This is a genomic window from Streptomyces sp. CA-210063 (genome assembly GCF_024612015.1).
GTDB lineage: Bacteria > Actinomycetota > Actinomycetes > Streptomycetales > Streptomycetaceae > Streptomyces.
The window spans coordinates 9,075,225-9,091,899 of record NZ_CP102512.1; the positions used below are offsets into that span (position 1 = coordinate 9,075,225).

12 protein-coding genes are annotated in these 16,675 nt (G+C 70.7%); 9 read left to right on the forward strand and 3 right to left on the reverse strand.

Going from position 1 to position 16,675, the window contains the following annotated elements; all coding sequences use genetic code 11:
• Window positions 1-37 precede the first annotated feature (37 nt).
• Both JIX56_RS39755 and JIX56_RS39760 read right to left on the reverse strand, forming a co-directional pair.
• Window positions 38-910 (reverse strand): LysR family transcriptional regulator, encoded by an 873-nt coding sequence (locus JIX56_RS39755; RefSeq protein WP_257548272.1) that lies wholly within the window; start codon window positions 908-910, stop codon window positions 38-40.
• Between the two features lie 179 nt (window positions 911-1,089).
• The gene (locus tag JIX56_RS39760; RefSeq protein WP_257548273.1) at window positions 1,090-4,752 is read right to left on the reverse strand and encodes a LamG-like jellyroll fold domain-containing protein; all 3,663 of its coding nucleotides are present in this window, start codon (window positions 4,750-4,752) and stop codon (window positions 1,090-1,092) included.
• 343 nt (window positions 4,753-5,095) lie between these two features.
• Here JIX56_RS39760 and JIX56_RS39765 point away from each other — a divergent pair, with 343 nt between their 5' ends.
• The 5 genes from JIX56_RS39765 to JIX56_RS39785 all read left to right on the forward strand — a co-directional run bounded on the left by JIX56_RS39765 (window position 5,096) and on the right by JIX56_RS39785 (window position 11,254).
• Window positions 5,096-6,142, forward strand: coding sequence for a LacI family DNA-binding transcriptional regulator (locus JIX56_RS39765; protein WP_257548275.1), 1,047 nt, complete (start codon window positions 5,096-5,098; stop codon window positions 6,140-6,142).
• Window positions 6,143-6,341: 199 nt separating this feature from the next.
• Window positions 6,342-7,589 carry a sugar ABC transporter substrate-binding protein gene (locus JIX56_RS39770; RefSeq protein ID WP_257548277.1) on the forward strand — a complete coding sequence of 416 codons (1,248 nt, stop codon included), beginning with the start codon at window positions 6,342-6,344 and terminating at the stop codon, window positions 7,587-7,589.
• 20 nt (window positions 7,590-7,609) lie between these two features.
• Window positions 7,610-8,584, forward strand: coding sequence for a carbohydrate ABC transporter permease (locus JIX56_RS39775; protein ID WP_257548279.1), 975 nt, complete (start codon window positions 7,610-7,612; stop codon window positions 8,582-8,584).
• On the forward strand, window positions 8,581-9,435 hold the full coding sequence (locus JIX56_RS39780) for a carbohydrate ABC transporter permease (RefSeq protein ID WP_257548281.1): 855 nt from the start codon (window positions 8,581-8,583) through the stop codon (window positions 9,433-9,435). Before JIX56_RS39775 ends, JIX56_RS39780 begins: the two co-directional genes overlap by 4 nt.
• A gap of 79 nt (window positions 9,436-9,514) precedes the next feature.
• A complete protein-coding gene (locus tag JIX56_RS39785; RefSeq protein ID WP_257548283.1) occupies window positions 9,515-11,254 on the forward strand; it encodes an amylo-alpha-1,6-glucosidase in 1,740 nt (579 codons plus the stop codon).
• Between the two features lie 57 nt (window positions 11,255-11,311).
• Here JIX56_RS39785 and JIX56_RS39790 read toward each other — a convergent pair whose 3' ends face one another.
• Window positions 11,312-12,544 carry a CdaR family transcriptional regulator gene (locus JIX56_RS39790; RefSeq protein WP_257548285.1) on the reverse strand — a complete coding sequence of 411 codons (1,233 nt, stop codon included), beginning with the start codon at window positions 12,542-12,544 and terminating at the stop codon, window positions 11,312-11,314.
• Between the two features lie 200 nt (window positions 12,545-12,744).
• Between JIX56_RS39790 and JIX56_RS39795 the strand changes: the two genes are divergently transcribed.
• Genes JIX56_RS39795 through JIX56_RS39810 form a run of 4 tightly spaced genes read left to right on the forward strand, consistent with a single transcriptional unit; the run spans window position 12,745 to window position 16,549 of the window.
• Window positions 12,745-13,677: a substrate-binding periplasmic protein gene (locus JIX56_RS39795; RefSeq protein WP_257548286.1), complete on the forward strand. Its 933-nt coding sequence runs from the start codon at window positions 12,745-12,747 to the stop codon at window positions 13,675-13,677.
• A 9-nt stretch (window positions 13,678-13,686) separates the two neighbouring features.
• Window positions 13,687-14,469 (forward strand): amino acid ABC transporter permease, encoded by a 783-nt coding sequence (locus tag JIX56_RS39800; RefSeq protein ID WP_257548287.1) that lies wholly within the window; start codon window positions 13,687-13,689, stop codon window positions 14,467-14,469.
• Window positions 14,466-15,269: an amino acid ABC transporter ATP-binding protein gene (locus JIX56_RS39805; RefSeq protein ID WP_257548288.1), complete on the forward strand. Its 804-nt coding sequence runs from the start codon at window positions 14,466-14,468 to the stop codon at window positions 15,267-15,269. The genes JIX56_RS39800 and JIX56_RS39805 overlap by 4 nt, the downstream gene beginning before the upstream one ends.
• On the forward strand, window positions 15,266-16,549 hold the full coding sequence (locus tag JIX56_RS39810) for an NAD(P)/FAD-dependent oxidoreductase (protein ID WP_257548289.1): 1,284 nt from the start codon (window positions 15,266-15,268) through the stop codon (window positions 16,547-16,549). The genes JIX56_RS39805 and JIX56_RS39810 overlap by 4 nt, the downstream gene beginning before the upstream one ends.
• Window positions 16,550-16,675 lie beyond the last annotated feature (126 nt).

Here is a 16,675-nt window from a genome sequence, read left to right on the forward strand (position 1 = left end):
ACCGGTTTTGAATGAAGGCAATAGAAAACTTCTATACCTACTGGACGGACGCCAGGTCCACGAACGCCTGGGCGGCGGGGGACAGCGGGCCCGACCGCCAGACCAGCCGGCCGTGGCGCAGCAGCCGCGGCCGATGGGACAGCATCCGGGCCCCGCGCAGCGCGGCGTCCCGGGCCATGGAGGCGGGCAGCAGGGCGGCGCCGACGCCGGAGAGGACCAGCGGCACGATCATCGCGCGGTGCGCGGTCTCCACCGCGATCCGCGGTGCGACGCCCAGCGCGGTGCACACGTCGTCCACCGCGGCCCGGGTCTCGGTGCCCGGCGGTGTCACGATCAGGTCCAGCGCGGCCAGTTCACGCGAGGTGATGGTGTCGCCCGCCGGATGCGGATGGTCGGCGGGCAGCACGACATGCATCTCCTGTTCGGGCAGGTCGATCCCACGAAGGTCCGCCGTGGTCACCGAGGCGTCCACCAGACCGAGTTCGCACTGCCCCGCCGCGACCATCAGCGCCACGGCAGGTCCTCGCTCCGGGTCGACCACGCGCACCGAGACCTTCGGATGCGCGCGATGGAAGTGCCCCAGCATGGCGGCCAGGGGGTCGACCGAAAGGGTCGTCTGCGAAACGATGTCGAGTCGGCCGCCGCCGAGCCCGAGGACCTCCCGGACCAGGGAACCGGCCGTGGACAGATCACGCAGGACCTGCTGGGCCGGCCGGACCAGCGACTCACCCGCCGCGGTGAGGACGACGCCGTGCGGCAGACGGTGAAACAGCGCCCCGCCGAATTCACGCTCCAGGGACCGGATCGCATGCGACAGCGAGGGCTGGGCGACATGGAGCGCGACGGCCGCGGCGGTGAATCCGCCGTGCTCGACGACGGCGACGAAGTACTCCAGCTGGCGTCGTTCCATCGGGTCTCCGTCGGTCTCCGTGCATCCCAGGGCCACGCACGCCCCGGCCGGGCGAGTGGCCGGAACAGTGTCCCCCGGCCTGGCCGCATGGATGAGCCCTGCCTGCCGGGAACAGTGAAGCGCCCGGTCCGTCGACCGTGACGGACCGGGCGCTCAGCCGTTCACCTCACCCGTTCACCTCATCGCACCTCTCGCGCGTACGGCGCCACGGTGATCCGGTCGATCAGCGGCGCGTGGCGGGAGCGGAGCAGCACCCCGGGGAAGGTGTCCGAGGCGTAGCCGGTGCCGTCGAAGTTCGGCAGTTCCTCGGAGCGGAAGGCGATCGTGTTCTGCCCCTTCTTGAGCTGGACGGGGACGGTCAGCTCCCAGAAGTTGTTCTGGTGGAAGCTGTGCGGGAAGCCGACGCGCCGCGTCCCACCGCCGTTGACGGTGATGTCGGCGTGGCGGGCCAGCGGGTCCGGGTTGTAGTGCGTGGCCTCGGACTGCTCGGGGTTGGAGTAGCGGACGCGCAGCGCGTACAGACCGGCCCGGTCCGCGGCGACGGTGAACGTCGCCGTGTTGCCGTTGCCCGGGTCGCCACCGATGCCGGTGATCGCCGTGCCGTCGGTGGCCAGGGAGAGCGGGGTGAGCGTGGCCGAGCCCGCGAGCGCGGCGTCCCGCGCCTCGTATGTACGCGCAGGGAGCGCGCCCTGTGACGGCGTGACCGTGAGGCGGTCGACGAGGGTGGCGGACGAACCCCCGGTCAGTGTCACCTTGTTGACGCCGCCCGAGAGGGAGACGGCGACGCCGCTCCTGCCCTTGGCCAGGCGCAGGACGTCGTGGCCGTTGACGGAGAGCCGGGCTCCCGTGCCGCCGAGGGTGTCGACCTTGAGCGTGGCCTCGCGGTCGGCGGGCGAGTAGACCCAGAACGTGGCGGTCTGGTTCTTCGCGAGCCGGGCCGCGCCCGAGCCGGTCGCCGAGGTTCCGGCCTGCTGCGGCAGCTCGTAGACGGGCTGTGCCCCGCCGTCCAGCCACGCCAACTCGCCCTCGTAGACCTGCGTGGCGGCCGACGCCTCGGGGAGGGAGAGGGTGAGGCGGTCGACGATGGCGTCACCCTTGGTGGCGCGCTCACCGTCGAGGCTCTTCGTGGCCAGCGTCAGGGTGTGCTTGCCCTTGCTGAGACGGACCTTCGTGTCGGTGTGGTCCCACACCACCCACTTGTAGCCCAGCGGCAGATACAGCTCCTGCTCGCCGGCCGCCTCGCCGTCCACGCGCAGGAAGACGTTGGTGGGGCCCTGCTCCTTCACCTTGTCCAAGGTGTTGAGGGAGTTGGCGAAGACACTCAGGTCGTACGTGCCGTCCTCGGGCACCTCCACCGTGAAGTCGAGCGTGACGTCCGAGCCGGTGCGCAGGCCGCCCACGCTGTAGCCGCCGGAGGTGTAGAACTTCGACACGTCGCGTGGCGAGCCCTCCGGACCGTTCCTCGAGTGGCCCGCCCCGGTGTGGGCGGCGTCCTCCGCCTCGTACGACGCCTGCCAGGACGCGGGCGGCGACTGCGTGCCCTTCGCCTTCCCGGCCGGGCTGAGGACGATCTCGTACGCCGACGACTCCTTCAGCGTCGGCAGCCCGCCGGCACCGAAGTCGACGACGACCGTGCCGTCGTCACCCACCTTCAGGTCCTTCTCGGTGAGCAGCTTCGGGCCGGAGGAGTCGCCCACCTGTCCGCTCCACTCGATCTCCCGCACCCAGGCGTGCGCGCGTTGGCCGAAGAGCTTCTCCGGGACGCCCGTGAACGTGATGTGACCCTTGCCGGTGGACCCGCCGAAGACCAGCCGCGCCTGCCGCTTCTTCTCGTCGAGCGTGGCGACGCCCTGCATGGTGTAGTTCTCGCCGGGGAACGGCGGGGTCACGGTGACGGTGTGTCCGCTCATCGAGGCGTACGCGTTCAGCAGCCACCACTGGCCGTTGCCGCGGCCCGACTGCACGGCGGAGTCGGAGAGGTTGCCGTCGATGTTCCAGTACGCGATGTCGGCGTCCACCTTGGACTCCTCGATGGCGGACACCCACTGGATCATCTGGCCGGGAACGGAGGTGTGGTAGTTGAAGGCGTACTCGTTGATGTTGATGGGGAGTCGGGTGCCCTCACGCGAGGTGCCCTTGAACAGTTCCTTCTCCCAGCCCCGGTACTTGGCGACGCTCTCGCGCACCGCCTCCGGGTGGCTCAGCTCGTGCCAGGTGATCACCTCCGGGAGGGTGCCGGCGGCCAGGGTGTGGGTGAGGAAGCCCTTCACCTGGTCGTACAGGACGCTGGTGTTGGGGCCGGCGATGCGGGCGTCGGGCATCCTGCTCTTGATGAGCTGGTAGGCGTCGTCCCAGGCGGCGAGGAAGTCGTCCGGGTCGTTCAGCCAGCTGACCTTGTTGTAGCTCCACTCGCCGGTGCCGAACATGTTGCCCTCGGGCTCGTTGAACGGCACGAAGACGATGTTGTCCTGGTACTGCTCCGGAAGCTTCAGGACCTGGTCGACCTGCTGGGCGATCTTCTCCTTGTAGAGCTCGATCTTCTCCTCGGGGGTGTCGCCCGGCCACTGGTACGGGAAGCCGCGGTGGATGTCGGTCATGTAGATGTACACATCACCGTCGGTGGAGTCGGCCAGCGGCTTCACCACCTCCAGCGCGTCGGCACCGGGGTGCTGCGGGCCGTCCTGCGCCTTGGTGGAGACCGTGCGCAGGCCCATGCCCTCCATCAGGTTGTTGGTGGGGACGTCCGGGCCGAACACGCCGTAGAGGGTGCCGGAGGCGCCGCCGTGGAACGCTCCGGTGTCCGAGCCGAGATCGACGGTGAGCTGCCCCTCGCGGACCACGGTGACCGTCGCCTTCACGGCACGCCCGGCCGCCGTTCCCGCCACCGTGAACGTCCCCGGCCGGTCGTACGCGTCGGACGGTACGGCGTCCCAGGTGATCGGCGTGTCGCGGTCGTAGCCGTCGGAGAAGGAGGAGCGGACGGCGGCGGGGAGGGACGGGGCGGTCCCGGTCGTCGTGCGGACCTCGAACGACGTCTTCGAGAGCTCCTGGACGGTCGGCACGTCCCCGACCGTACCGGCCACCTGCTCGGGGCTGAGCGCCGAGTGCCACACGGTGAAGTCGTCGATCGCGCCCTTGAGCAGCGGGTCCGGCCAGAAGGACTTGCCGATGTATCCGGCGGCCGTGGCCGAGGCGTCCAGCAGGTCCTTGGCCTTGACGCCGGTCTCGGCGGAGGAGACCGGCACGCCGTCGAGGTAGGTGGTGACCCGGCCGGCGGAGGTGTCGAGGGTGACGGTGACCGTCTTCCACGCGTCCGCCGGAAGCATCGCGTACCCGTTGACCTGCGCCTCCGCACCCCCTCCGCCCGTGGTGACGGCGGTGCGCAGGACCCCGTTCCCGCTGTACGGGGTGGTGAAGAGGTACGTGGTGGTGTTGGTGCCCAGATCGAAGATCCGCTGCCAGGACGACTTGTCGTCGCTCCACTTCACCCGGGCGGAGACCGTCAAGTCGCTCGCGTCGCCGAGCAGTTCGCGGGGCAGCCGGACGTACGCGCCGTCGGAGGTGGGCGCTCCGCCGGGCAGGGCCAGCGCCTTGCCGCCGTCCGCGCCCGCGACGGACCGCGCGGTGGAGCCGTTCACCAGGGTCGCCGTCAGGCCGTTGCCGGAGCTGTCGGTGATCCTGCCGGAGGCGAGGTCGTCCTCGTCGAAGGTGTAGCGGGCGGCGGGCTGGGGGGCCTCGGCCGCCTGCGCGGGGACGGCGGGTGAGGCCAGCAGGCCCGCGCCGAGAGTCAGAGCCACGGCGGCCGGGGCGCGGCGCCGGGCGGATCTGTCAGCGGATGGCATGGATTGCGTCCTCAATCCTGGAGTGAGTATCGAACCGGTTCGATCGCGTGCGTAGCAGCGGCATGGCAATGCTTCGGGTGGCGAGGTCGGCGGCCCGGCGGCCCAGGCAGGCGTGGAACAGGCCCATGGTCGTCGAAGGGGCACTTCATCGAACCGGTTCGCGAAGCTAGCACCGGGATTACCCGGCCAGCAATCCCTCCGGCACACGTTTCTCCAGGACCGCACTGGTACGGGAAAGTGAGGCCGGAGGTGTTGACAGGCGCCTGGGCGGTTCCTACCTTCACTTCACGCGAACCGGTTCGACAACTGGTCCGCGTTCGACCCGGTTCGACGAAGGAGTCCCGTGAACATCGGTGAGATCGCCAAGCGGGCCGGTGTCTCGCGGAGCACCGTGTCCTACGCGTTGAGCGGCAAGCGCCCGGTCTCCGAGGACACGCGCCGGCGGATCCAGCGGGTCGTCGACGAGCTGGGTTACCGGCCCAGCGCCAGTGCCCGCGCCCTGGCCAACGGGCGGACCCGCACGATCGGCCTGGTCTTCCCGCCGGCCGGGAACCACTACACGGGGATGCAGCTGGACTTCATCGGCAGCGTGGTGGAGGCCGCCGCGGCCCACGACTACGACGTGCTGCTGTCCCCCAGCGGCATGGACAGCGACCGTTCCTTCCAGCGGTTGCTGGGGGAGCGGCGGGTGGACGGCGCGATCCTGATGGAGATCAGGCTGGAGGACGACCGGGTCGACCATCTCACCGCCCTGGACTTCCCCTCCGTCGCCATCGGCCGTACCGCCCGTCCCGAAGGCGGTTGGTGGGTGGGCCTCGACCACACCGCGCTGGTCGAGCGTTGCGTCCACCACCTGGCGGATCTCGGCCACCGCCGGGTCGCCTTCGTCAACCGTCCCGAGCAGCTGCTGCGGACCGGGTACGAGTCCGCGCACCGCGGCCTGGACGGCTTCACGAAGGCCGCGGCCGAGCGTGGGCTGACGGTCCGGACGTACTGCTGCGGGGACGACGCCTCCTCCGGCCAGACCTGTGTGGAAAGGATCCTGCACGACGACCCGGCCACCACGGCCCTGGTCACGCTGAACGAGGCCGCGCTGGGCGGCCTCTACCGGGGGCTGGCCGAGGCCGGACGCCATGTGCCGCGCGACTTCTCCGTCACCGGGGTCGTGGCCGGCCGGTGGGCGGAGACGGTGACCCCGCAGCTCACCGCGGCGGACGTACCGGCGGCCGAGATGGGCCGTCTCGCCGTCGACCTGCTGGTGGAGCGGTTCGACCAGCCCGACACGCCGCCCCGGCACCACCTGCTCGCACCGCCGATCTCCCTGCGGGCCAGCACCGGACCCGCGGGAGCCACGCCCAGCGCGGACGCCGGGTCCGATACGACGCCCTGACCCCACCCACGGGACACCGCACTCCCACCTCCTTCCTCACCCCGCCGAACACCCGACCCCGAACCGCGCATGGGCGCGTTCGGCGTGCCCACCTTCCCCGGCAGCCCCGTCCTCGGCACCCGCATGCCGGAAACCGTCTCGGCACCCGCATGCCGGAAACCGTCTCGGCACCCGCATGCCAGAAACAAAGGAACCCGCCATGAACAGCTTCTCCAGACAGCGCCGTCTGACCGCCGCGGCCCTGACCGCCCTGGCCGTTGCCACCAGCGTCACCGCCTGCGGCTCCGGCTCGGGCGGCACCGGGACGAAGGCCGCGGACAGCGGCACGTACACCGTCTGGGACCCGTACCCGCAGTTCGACAAGGGCTCGGCCTGGGCGAAGCTGCTGGACGACTGCGGCACCGAGGCCGGCGTGAAGATCAAGCGGACCGCGTTCGACACCAGCGACCTGTCGAACAAGGCGCTGCTGGCGGCGCAGCAGGACAACTCCGCGGACATCCTCATCGTCGACAACCCCGTCGTGTCGACCCTGGCCGAGGCCGGCGTCCTCACCACGACCGACGACAACAAGCTGGACACCTCCAAGGCAGACCCCAACCTGCTCGCGGCCGGCCAGTCGGGCGGGAAGACATACGGCACGCCGATCGGCGCCAACACCCTCGCCCTCTACTACAACGAGAAGGTGCTCAAGGAAGCCGGCGTGGACATCGCCTCGGTCAAGGACTGGGCGTCGCTGACGGCCGCGCTGGACAAGGTCGAGAAGGCGGGCAAGAAGGGCATCACCTTCTCGGCGATCGGAACGGAGGAGGGCAGCTTCCAGTTCCTGCCGTGGTTCTGGGGCTCGGGCGCCCAGCTGACCGACCTCGACTCCGCCGAGGCCGTCTCGGCGCTGACGCTGTGGAGCGACTGGCTGAAGAAGGGGTACGCGCCCAACTCGGTCATCAACAACACCCAGACGACCAGCTGGCAGGAGTTCGCGACCGGCGACTACGCCTTCGCCGAGAACGGCACCTGGCAGCTCGCGAACGCCGAGAAGGCGGGCTTCGAGTACGGCGTCATCCCCGTCCCCGGCGCCGACGGTGGCAACGCCGCCGCCCCGACCGGCGGCGAGTTCGTCACCCTCCCCGTCCAGGGCGACACCGGCCGCTACACCACCTCCCAGAAGCTGGCGACCTGTCTGACCAGCACCGAGAACCTGTACGACACCGACACCACGCTGTCCTACGTGGCGCCCACCAGTGAGGTCCAGGACAAGCAGGTGGCGGCGAACGCCGAGCTGAAGCCGTGGGTCGAGGCGGTGAAGGCGGCCAAGGGGCGCACCAGCGACGACCTGGGCACCACGTACCCGAAGATCTCCGAGCAGATGTGGAAGGCCGTCCAGTCCGCCCTCAGCGGCTCGCAGTCCCCGAAGGACGCGCTGAGCGCCGCCCAGTCCGCCGTCAAGTGACACCGGACAAGGGCCACTTGATGAGCCACACGACACAAGTGCCGTACCGCCGGCCCGTGTCCGGTCACAGCGGTGCGGCCCCCGCCGCCGCACCGCCCCGGGTCCGGCGTCGCCCCGGCTCCCAGCAGTGGGCCGCCTGGGCCTTCCTCGCCCCGGTGACCCTCTACCTCGTCCTCTTCTACGCCTATCCGCTCTACCGCAACCTCGATCTGAGCCTGCGCGACTACACCGTCCGCTCCTTCGTCCAGGGCGACGCGCCGTTCACGGGCCTGGAGAACTACCGGACCGTCCTCGACGACCCGGCCTTCGCCCCGGCCCTGCTGCACACGGTCGTGTTCACCGTCGTCTGCCTCCTCTTCCAGTACGTCATCGGCCTGGCCCTCGCGGTCTTCTTCACCCAGCACTTCCGGCTCTCCGCCACCCTGCGAGCTCTGTTCCTGGTGCCCTGGCTGCTGCCGCTGATCGTGTCGGCCTCCACCTGGTCGTGGATGCTCAACAGCGAATCGGGCATCGTCAACGCCGCGTTGGGCGTCGTAGGCATCGACCCGGTGAACTGGCTGACCTCACCGTCCTGGTCGCTGACCTCCGTGATCATCGCCAACATCTGGATCGGCGTGCCGTTCAACCTGGTCGTGCTGTACAGCGGCCTGCAGTCCATACCGGCGGGGCTGTACGAGGCCGCCGCCCTCGACGGGGCGGGTGCCTGGCGGCGGTTTTGGAGCATCACCTTCCCGCTGCTGCGTCCGGTGTCCGCGATCACGCTGCTCCTCGGGCTGGTCTACACGCTCAAGGTCTTCGACATCATCTGGATCATGACCAAGGGAGGCCCCGCCGAGTCGTCCACGACCTTCGCCACCTGGTCCTACCAGCTCGGTTTCGGCAACCTCGTGCCCGCCTTCGGCCCGGGCGCGGCCGTCGGCAACCTGCTCGTCGTCGCCGCCCTCGTCTTCGGCCTGATCCACGTCCGCGTCCAGAGAAAGCAGGCGCTGTCATGAGCCGAAGCGACAGGCGCACGCGGGGAGCGACGACCGTCCGCGGGCGCACCTGGGGAAAGACGGCCATCGGCCTCCTGCTGACCGGGATCATGCTCTTCCCCGTCTACTGGATGCTCAACGTGTCCCTCACCCGCGACCAGGACCTGCGCAAGAGCCCGCCCGACCTGTTCCCCACCCACGGCACACTGGACGGCTACCGCAAGGTGCTGGACGAGCAGTTGCCCTACCTCGGCACCAGCCTCGTCATCGGCCTCGGCACGGTCGTCCTGACCTTGGCCCTCGCCGCACCCGCCGGATACGCGCTGGCCAAGCTGCGCCCGCGCGGCGGCGGCGTCCTCGGCTTCGTCCTGCTGGCCGCCCAGATGATCCCCGGCATCATCATGGCCATGGGCTTCTACGCCATCTACCTCAGCCTCGGCCTGCTCCAGTCGGTCCCCGGCCTGATCGTCGCCGACTCCACCCTGGCCGTCCCCTTCGCGGTACTCATCTTCACCGCGTTCATGTCCGGCATCCCCGGCGAACTGCTCCAGGCCGCGAAGACCGACGGCGCCGGGCCGCTGCGCACCTTCTGGTCGATCGTCCTGCCCATGAGCCGCAACGCCGTCGTCACGGTGTCCCTCTTCGCGTTCCTGTGGTCCTGGTCCGACTTCGTCTTCGCCGGCACGCTCGTCAACGGCGGCACCCACGAGCCGATCACCCTCGGCATCTACCACTACATAGGCAACAACAACCAGGAGTGGAACGCCATCATGGCCACCGCCGTCGTGGCCTCACTACCGGCCGCGGTGATCCTCGTCCTCGCCCAGCGCTGCGTCGCCGCCGGTGTGACCGCCGGCGCGGTCAAGGACTGACCCCTCCCCGCTCGCCACGGCCCCACCGACCGTCCGCCGGACGGCCGGCGACCCCTGACCGAGAAACGAGTAATCCCCCATGACCGCCGCCCGATCCGGCCCGGCCTTCTCCGTCCACGACATCCCGTTCAGCACGTACGGATCCTGGTTCGACATCTCCCCCGTGGTGGCGGAGAAGACCCGTGCCGATGATCTCCACCTGGTCTCGCACCAGAACGGCATGCACGCCGTCCTGCGCCTCGTGCCGCTCGACGCCGCGACGGGCGAGCGGGCCGAGACCCGCGTGGAGGCGAGACCGGGGCTGCTGAGCTGGATCAGCGCGGCCGGCCGTATCGATCTCGCCTACGAGTCGCCGGACACCGTACGCCTGCGCGGTGCGGGCCTGTCGCTCAGCGTCGCGGCGGCGGCCCGGACGCTGACCCCGTTCGGCGGCACCTACTTCTTCCACGACGCGGCCGCCGACGCGTACGTGTTCACGTCGTACGAGACCGGACGCCGCTACCGCGTCACCGTGCTCGCCGGCACGGTGGCCGACACGTTCGGCAGTCAGGCCCTGGGCGGTGCCGACCGTGGCCTCACCGTCGCCGACACGGACGGTCCCTGGGAGATCGCGGTCGAGGAACTCGACACGGCCCGCCCGCCGTACGCGGCGACGGCGGCCTTCGACAAGGTCGTCGAGTCCGCGCGGAACTCCTTCGCGGACTTCGTCGACACGGTGGCCCCCTGGCGCTCCTCCGCCACCCCGGCCGCCGAACTCGCTGCCTACGTCGTGTGGTCCGCGACCGTACGCCCGGCGGGCCTCGTCACCCGGCCCGCCGTCCTGATGTCCAAGCACTGGATGGACAAGGTCTGGAGCTGGGACCACTGCTTCAACGCCCTCGCCCTGGCCCCCGGGTGCCCCGAACTGGCCCGGGACCAGTTCCACCTGCCCTTCGACCACCAGGACGAGACCGGGGCACTGCCCGACTCGGTCACCCACTCCGAGGTCCTCCACAACTTCGTCAAACCACCCATCCACGGTTGGGCCTTCGCCCGGCTGCGCCGTCGGCTGACCACGCCCCCGGACCGGGCGGAACTGGCCGGGACGTACGACAGGCTGGGACGCTGGACGGAGTTCTGGCTCACCGCACGACGCGCCCCCGGTGCCGCACTGCCCCACTACCAGCACGGCAACGACAGCGGCTGGGACAACGCCACCACCTTCGACCCCGAACGCGTGGTCGTCACCGCGGACCTGGCCGCCTTCCTGGTCCTCCAACTGCGCGAACTCGCCGCGCTGGCAACGCACTTGGACAGGCCGGACGAGGCCCGTCGATGGACCCTCACGGCCGAGGCGACGCAGGCGGCGATGTTCGACGAGCTCTGGACAGGTGACCGGTTCGTCGCGCGGGGGGTCGCGAGCGGCGACACCTGGCACAGTGCCGGCCTCCTCGACCTGATGCCCATCGTGCTGGGAGAGCATCTGCCGGACGACGTCAGCGGTGTGCTGGCCGACCGCATCGAGGCCCACCTGACTCCGTACGGCCTGGCCACCGAACTGCCGACCTCGCCGCACTACCTCGCCGACGGCTACTGGCGCGGGCCGATCTGGGCCCCCGCCACGGTCCTCGTCGAGGACGGCCTGCGCCGTGGCGGCCACCACCGGCTGGCCGACGAGATCAGCGCCCGTTTTCGTGCCCTGTGCGAGACCCACGGCTTCGCGGAGAACTTCGACGCCCTGACCGGAACGGGTCTGCGCGACCGTGCCTACACCTGGACCGCCAGCAGCTACCTCCTCCTCGCCGAAGCCCACGAGAATCCGCAGGCGCGGGATTCCTGAGAGACATGGCCTTTCGCGAAGACATTCACGCGGTCCGCCGGGGCCGCGCCCGCACCGTCAGGTCCCGGGCGTCTCGGCGGCCCTGCCCAACTGGTCGGACAGGCAGGCGAGATACAGAGCCATCGTCGTGCGATGGTCGCGCAGTGGGCGGCCGGTGAGCTGCTCGATCTTCTGCATGCGGTAGACCACGGTGTTGCGGTGGACGTGCAGTGCCTCGGCCGCCCGCACGAGATTGAAGCCGCCCTCGCACCATGCGGTGATCGTGTCGCGGAGCACCGGCCAGTCCGGCTGGGCCCGCAGACCGGCGGCGGTCACCGCGAGCAGCCGGCTGCGGGCGGGCTGGCCCACCGCCGCCAGGACCTGGTGGATCCGCAGACCGGAGATCAGGTGGACCGGGGCGCCGCTCGCCCCACGGGGCGTCGGGTGGGCGGGGGAGCCGTTCGTCCGCCGGGCCGTCAGATGGAGCGCGTCGCAGGCGTCCTGGTAGGAGTCGTGGAGGGCGCCGAGGGAGTCGGCCGGTTCACCGATCCCGGCGCGCGCGGTGAGGGAGCTCTGCGCGGCGATGACATCGGCGACCCGGCGGCAGTCGGCGACCAGGGACGGCGTCGGCCGGTCGGTCCGGAGCCGGTGCAGCACGCCGATCCAGCCGGGAGCCGTCGTGGCGACGATGTCCTGGGGGTCGGCGAAGACCTCGCGGACCGTGCGGAGCAGTTCCGAGCGGACCAGCGCCATGTCCCGGGCCGGTGCGCCGGGCCGGCGGCTGCCCGGCTCGGCGACGGTCACCTCGAACGCCACCGCGACCCGGCGGAGCCGCAGGTCGAAGCCCAGCTCGGCGGCCCGGAAGAGCAGGAAGTCGCCCTCGACCACCTGGGGGTCGTACGAGGCGATGTCGGCGAGCAGCTTCTCCGCCGCCCGCTCGGCGAGCAGACGGGACCGCAGCATCACCGACTCCCGCAGCAGGATCTCCGTCTGACGCTTCACCAGCAGGCCGAAACGCCGCACCTGGGCGGGGGTTCCGGTGATCCCGACCGTGCCCACCGCCTGGCCGTGCGTGACCAGCGGCAGGGTGACTCCGGGGCGCACACCCCGTAGCCGTAACGCCTGCGAGGCGTTGTGCGTGGCCGGTTCCTGGGTGCGGATCACCTCGACGGAGGCCTCGTGGAAGGAGCCGACCCGGCTGCTGTCGCCGCTGCCGATGACCATGCCCTCCGCATCGGTGATCAGCACGTTGAAACCGATGACCGCGGACGTGTCCCCGGCGATCTCCTGCGCGAGTGACGGGCTCAGCACGGGCGTTCCTCCCGTCGAGGGATGGAGCGAAGCTGGACGCACCGTACAGCCGCGTGGTCGATTTCCACCACAAGTTGATACGAAGTGAACAGTGACCCCGGACCTGCCCGCTCATAACCTATGGGCCCATCACCTCCCCGCCGGGGGCACACCGCGGTGAACGGCGGGTTCCTTGCAGGCCGATTCGGAAGGCCACGCCGATGATCCGTGTGCGTTCGCTTGTTGCCGCCCTGTCCGCAACCCTCCTGCTGTCGACCGTCGCCGCCTGTGGCGGGGACGGCGACGACGGCCCGAAGAACGTCTCCGCCAGGACGACCGCCCTGGGCACACTCACCCCCGGCGTGCTCAAGGTGGCCGTCCAGCCGTACGCGCCCTACACCAGCGTCCAGGGCGACAAGATCGTCGGGCTGGACGGCGACATCCTCAACCACGTGGCCGAGAAGCTCGGTCTCCAGATCGAACCCCAGGTCACGGACTTCGCGGGCATGCTCGCCGGGGTGCAGTCCCGCCGCGTCGACATCACGATCGGCGGGGTCGCCTGGTCGGCGGACCGGCAGAAGCAGGGCCTGTTCACCGACCCGCCCTACTACTCGCCCCCGGCGATGGCCGTGCGGTCCGGGAAGACGTACAAGACCGTCGACGACCTGTTGGGCCTGGAGCTCGGCACGGTCGAGGGCTATGTCTGGGTCAAGTCCATCCAGGCCGTCCCCGGCGCGAAACTGCACGCCTATCCGGACGCCAACGGGGTCTTCGACGACCTCGGCGCGGGCCGTGTCGACGTCGGGTTCCTCGACCCGCTGCTCATCATCGCGGCACAGAAGGAACGGCCCGACCTGAAGATCGACACCCAGTACATGACGCCGCCGACCGCCGCACAGGTGAAGGCGGAGCCCGACTACCAGTACTTCCAGCCGTACCAGACAGGCTTCTACCTGCCCAAGAAGGCCACCGCGCTGGAGAAGGCGATCTCCGCGGAGATCGACGCCATGTACGGCGACGGCGAACTGAAGAAGCTCGTCGAGAAGTGGGGCGGAGACCCCGAGCAGTTCCTGAAGCCCACTGCCGACGTCGCCACCGCCCGCCGGGGCGTGGACCGGCCCCAGGACTGGACGCCGCCGTCCATCACGCAGTGAGGCAATGACATGTCCGATCTCTCCGGCTTCTTCGAAGTCCCCTGGTCCGACTACCGGCCCGACCTGCTCGACGCGCTCGGGCGGACCCTCTCCTACACCGTGGTCAGCTTCGTCGGCGCGGTGCTGCTCGGCCTGACGGTGGCGCTGCTCCGGCTGAGCAGGGCCTGGCCGGCCCGTGCCGTCGCCGCCGTCTACACCGAGGTCTTCAAGAACGTCCCCCTGCTCGCCATCATCTTCCTGGCCTACTTCGGCCTCGCCTCCGCCGGGCTCCGGCTGGATGTGTTCACGGCCGGCTGCCTCAGCCTCGTCGTCTTCTACGCCGCCTATCTCTCCGAGATCTTCCGGTCCGCGATCAGCGGAGTGCACGCCGGGCAGACGGAAGCGGGGGAGGCGCTGGGACTGGGCAGGGTGGGCATCTTCGGGCACATCATCCTGCCCCAGGCCGTCCGGCAGGCGCTGCCCGGCACCAACACCATGCTGGTCGACCTGCTGAAGTCCACCTCGCTGCTCGTCACCGTCTCCGCCGCCGAGCTGATGTCCGAGGGCCGGCTCATCACCTCGGCCACCTTCCGCGCCCTCGAGGTGTACCTGGTCATCTCGGCCGTCTACTTCGCCCTCTGCTACCCCCTCTCCCAACTCCTCCTGCTCCTGGAGCGCAAGGTACGGGCGGGCGTCCCCCTGTCCCCGTGGCGACGGCGGCGGCTGCGCGCGACCCGCGCCCTGCTCGGCACCGACGTGATCACCGGGATCGGCGTCGACACCGGCGCGAACGCGAAGGAGGCGACGGTATGACCGACTCGGTCACCTCGGCGAAGGCCGGGGCCACCACTGCGGCACCGGCCTCGGAGGCGGTCGTACGCGTCGAAGGGCTGAGCAAGTCCTTCGACGGCCGCCTGGTACTCGACGACGTCCACCTGGAGGTCCCCCGGGGCCGCATCGTGAGCGTCATCGGGCAGAGCGGCGGCGGGAAGACGACGCTGATGCGCTGCGTCAACCTGCTGGAACGCCCCGACCGGGGCACGGTCGAAGTCGCCGGCGAGGTCGTGCACCAGGGCGGCCGCACCGTCTGCCGCGACCTGGCCCGGCTCCGCCGCACCGTCGGCATGGTCTTCCAGCGGTTCCACCTCTTCCCGCACCTCACGGCCGTCGAGAACGTCGTCCTCGCCCAGCGCAAGGCGGGCATCCCCGAACACGAGGCGCTGGAGCGGGCCGTCGCACTGCTGCGCCGGGTCAAGGTCGCCCACCGCGCCCTCGCCCTGCCCGACCAGCTCTCCGGCGGCGAACAGCAACGCGTCGCCATCGCACGCGCCCTCGCCCTCACCCCCGACGTGCTCCTCTTCGACGAACCCACGTCCTCCCTGGACCCCGAAGCGACCCGCGAGGTACTGAGCGTGATGCGGGAACTCGCCGCCGACGGCATGACCATGCTGCTGGTCACCCACGAACTGCCCTTCGCCCGCGAGGTCTCCGACCACGTCGTCTTCGTCGACGGCGGCCGCGTCGTGGAGGAGGGCAGGCCCGAGGACGTCCTCGACAACCCCTCCCGGCTTCGTACCCGGGAGTTCCTCTCCTCCTACGGGACCACGTCATGACGCGTCCGCTCGCCACGGGGAGCCCGGTCGTCGTCGTCGGCGGTGGCGTCGTGGGGCTGTGCACGGCGTACTACCTGGCCGCCGCCGGTGTGCCGGTGGAGGTCGTGGAGCGGCGTGGTCTGGGCTCCGGGGTGTCCCGGGGCAACGCGGGCTGGGTCTGCCTCAGCCACTCGACGCCCGTACCGGCCCCGGGCGTACTGCGCTACGCCCTGCGCTCCCTCGGCCGCCCCGACTCCCCCCTGTATCTGCGGCCGTTGCCGGACCCCGCGTTCGTACGGTGGCTGTGGCGGTTCTGGCGCAGCAGCACACCGGCCGTGTTCCGGCACGGCTACGCGGCGGTCGCCGAGCTGAACCGCACCACGTTCGACCTGTTCGACGGCCTGCGCGAGGCAGGGGTCGACACGACGCTCACCCGGCCCGGCATGGTGCACGCCTTCCTGTCGCCGGCCGAGGCCCGCCACCATCTCGCCGTCCAGCGGGAGATGGCGGACGGCCGCTATCCGTTGCCCGACGACGTCACCACGGGCGCCGACGCCCGCCTCCTGGACGACGCGCTGTCGGCCGGGGTGCGCGCGGCGTACCTCGTCGAGGGGGAGGGCGTGGTCGATCCGGAGGCCTTCGCCCGCGCACTCGGCGAGGCACTGGCCGCCGCAGGTGTGAAGGTCCACGAGAACGCGGAGGCCACCGGATTCCGGGCCGGCGGAGGACGGGTCACCGCGCTGCGCACCGCCCAGGGTGAGATCCCCTGCTCGGCCGTCGTCGTGGCGGCCGGGATGCGTTCCCCCGGCCTGCTGCGCGCCCTGGGGAGTCACTTGCCCCTCCAGGCGGGCAAGGGCTACAGCTTCTCCGTGGACCTGGATCCGGCGCCGCGCCACACGCTGTACTTCGGCGAGCGCCGGGCCGTCGCCTCACCGATCGGGGCCACCACGCGGATCGGCGGGACGATGGAGCTGAGCGGCAACAACAACCGCCTCGACTGGCGGCGGGTCGTCGCGGTCGCCCTCGCGAGCCGGCACTATCTGGGCCGCTGGTTCGACGATCCGGACGACCTGGTGGGGCTCATCCGCGATCCGTGGGTGGGTGGGCGGCCGTTCCTGCCCGACGGGTTGCCCGTCATCGACCGCGTCCCCGGCCACGACAACGTGTACGCGGCGACCGGGCACGGGATGCTCGGGGTGACATTGGGGCCGGTGACCGGGCACTGGCTTGCCGAGTACGTCGTCACCGGGCGGCGGCCGGGTGTCCTCACGCCGTTCGGCTTCGATCGTCTGCGGTCCTGAGCACGGGGTTTCGCCCCCTCCGCCCCTTCCCTTCCCGTCCCCAGGGGCGGCTGCCCCTTCGACCCCGCTTCTGGGGGCTGCAGCCCCCAGGCCCCCGCCCCGGTGACAGGGGGTGTGGGTCGTGTG

Coding starts and splice junctions, on each gene's coding strand:
- JIX56_RS39755 (WP_257548272.1), bottom strand. CDS start 910: ATGGAACGACGCCAGCTGGAGTACTTCGTCGCCGTCGTCGAGCACGGC.
- JIX56_RS39760 (WP_257548273.1), bottom strand. CDS start 4,752: ATGCCATCCGCTGACAGATCCGCCCGGCGCCGCGCCCCGGCCGCCGTG.
- JIX56_RS39770 (WP_257548277.1), top strand. CDS start 6,342: ATGAACAGCTTCTCCAGACAGCGCCGTCTGACCGCCGCGGCCCTGACC.
- JIX56_RS39775 (WP_257548279.1), top strand. CDS start 7,610: ATGAGCCACACGACACAAGTGCCGTACCGCCGGCCCGTGTCCGGTCAC.
- JIX56_RS39780 (WP_257548281.1), top strand. CDS start 8,581: ATGAGCCGAAGCGACAGGCGCACGCGGGGAGCGACGACCGTCCGCGGG.
- JIX56_RS39785 (WP_257548283.1), top strand. CDS start 9,515: ATGACCGCCGCCCGATCCGGCCCGGCCTTCTCCGTCCACGACATCCCG.
- JIX56_RS39795 (WP_257548286.1), top strand. CDS start 12,745: ATGATCCGTGTGCGTTCGCTTGTTGCCGCCCTGTCCGCAACCCTCCTG.
- JIX56_RS39800 (WP_257548287.1), top strand. CDS start 13,687: ATGTCCGATCTCTCCGGCTTCTTCGAAGTCCCCTGGTCCGACTACCGG.
- JIX56_RS39805 (WP_257548288.1), top strand. CDS start 14,466: ATGACCGACTCGGTCACCTCGGCGAAGGCCGGGGCCACCACTGCGGCA.
- JIX56_RS39810 (WP_257548289.1), top strand. CDS start 15,266: ATGACGCGTCCGCTCGCCACGGGGAGCCCGGTCGTCGTCGTCGGCGGT.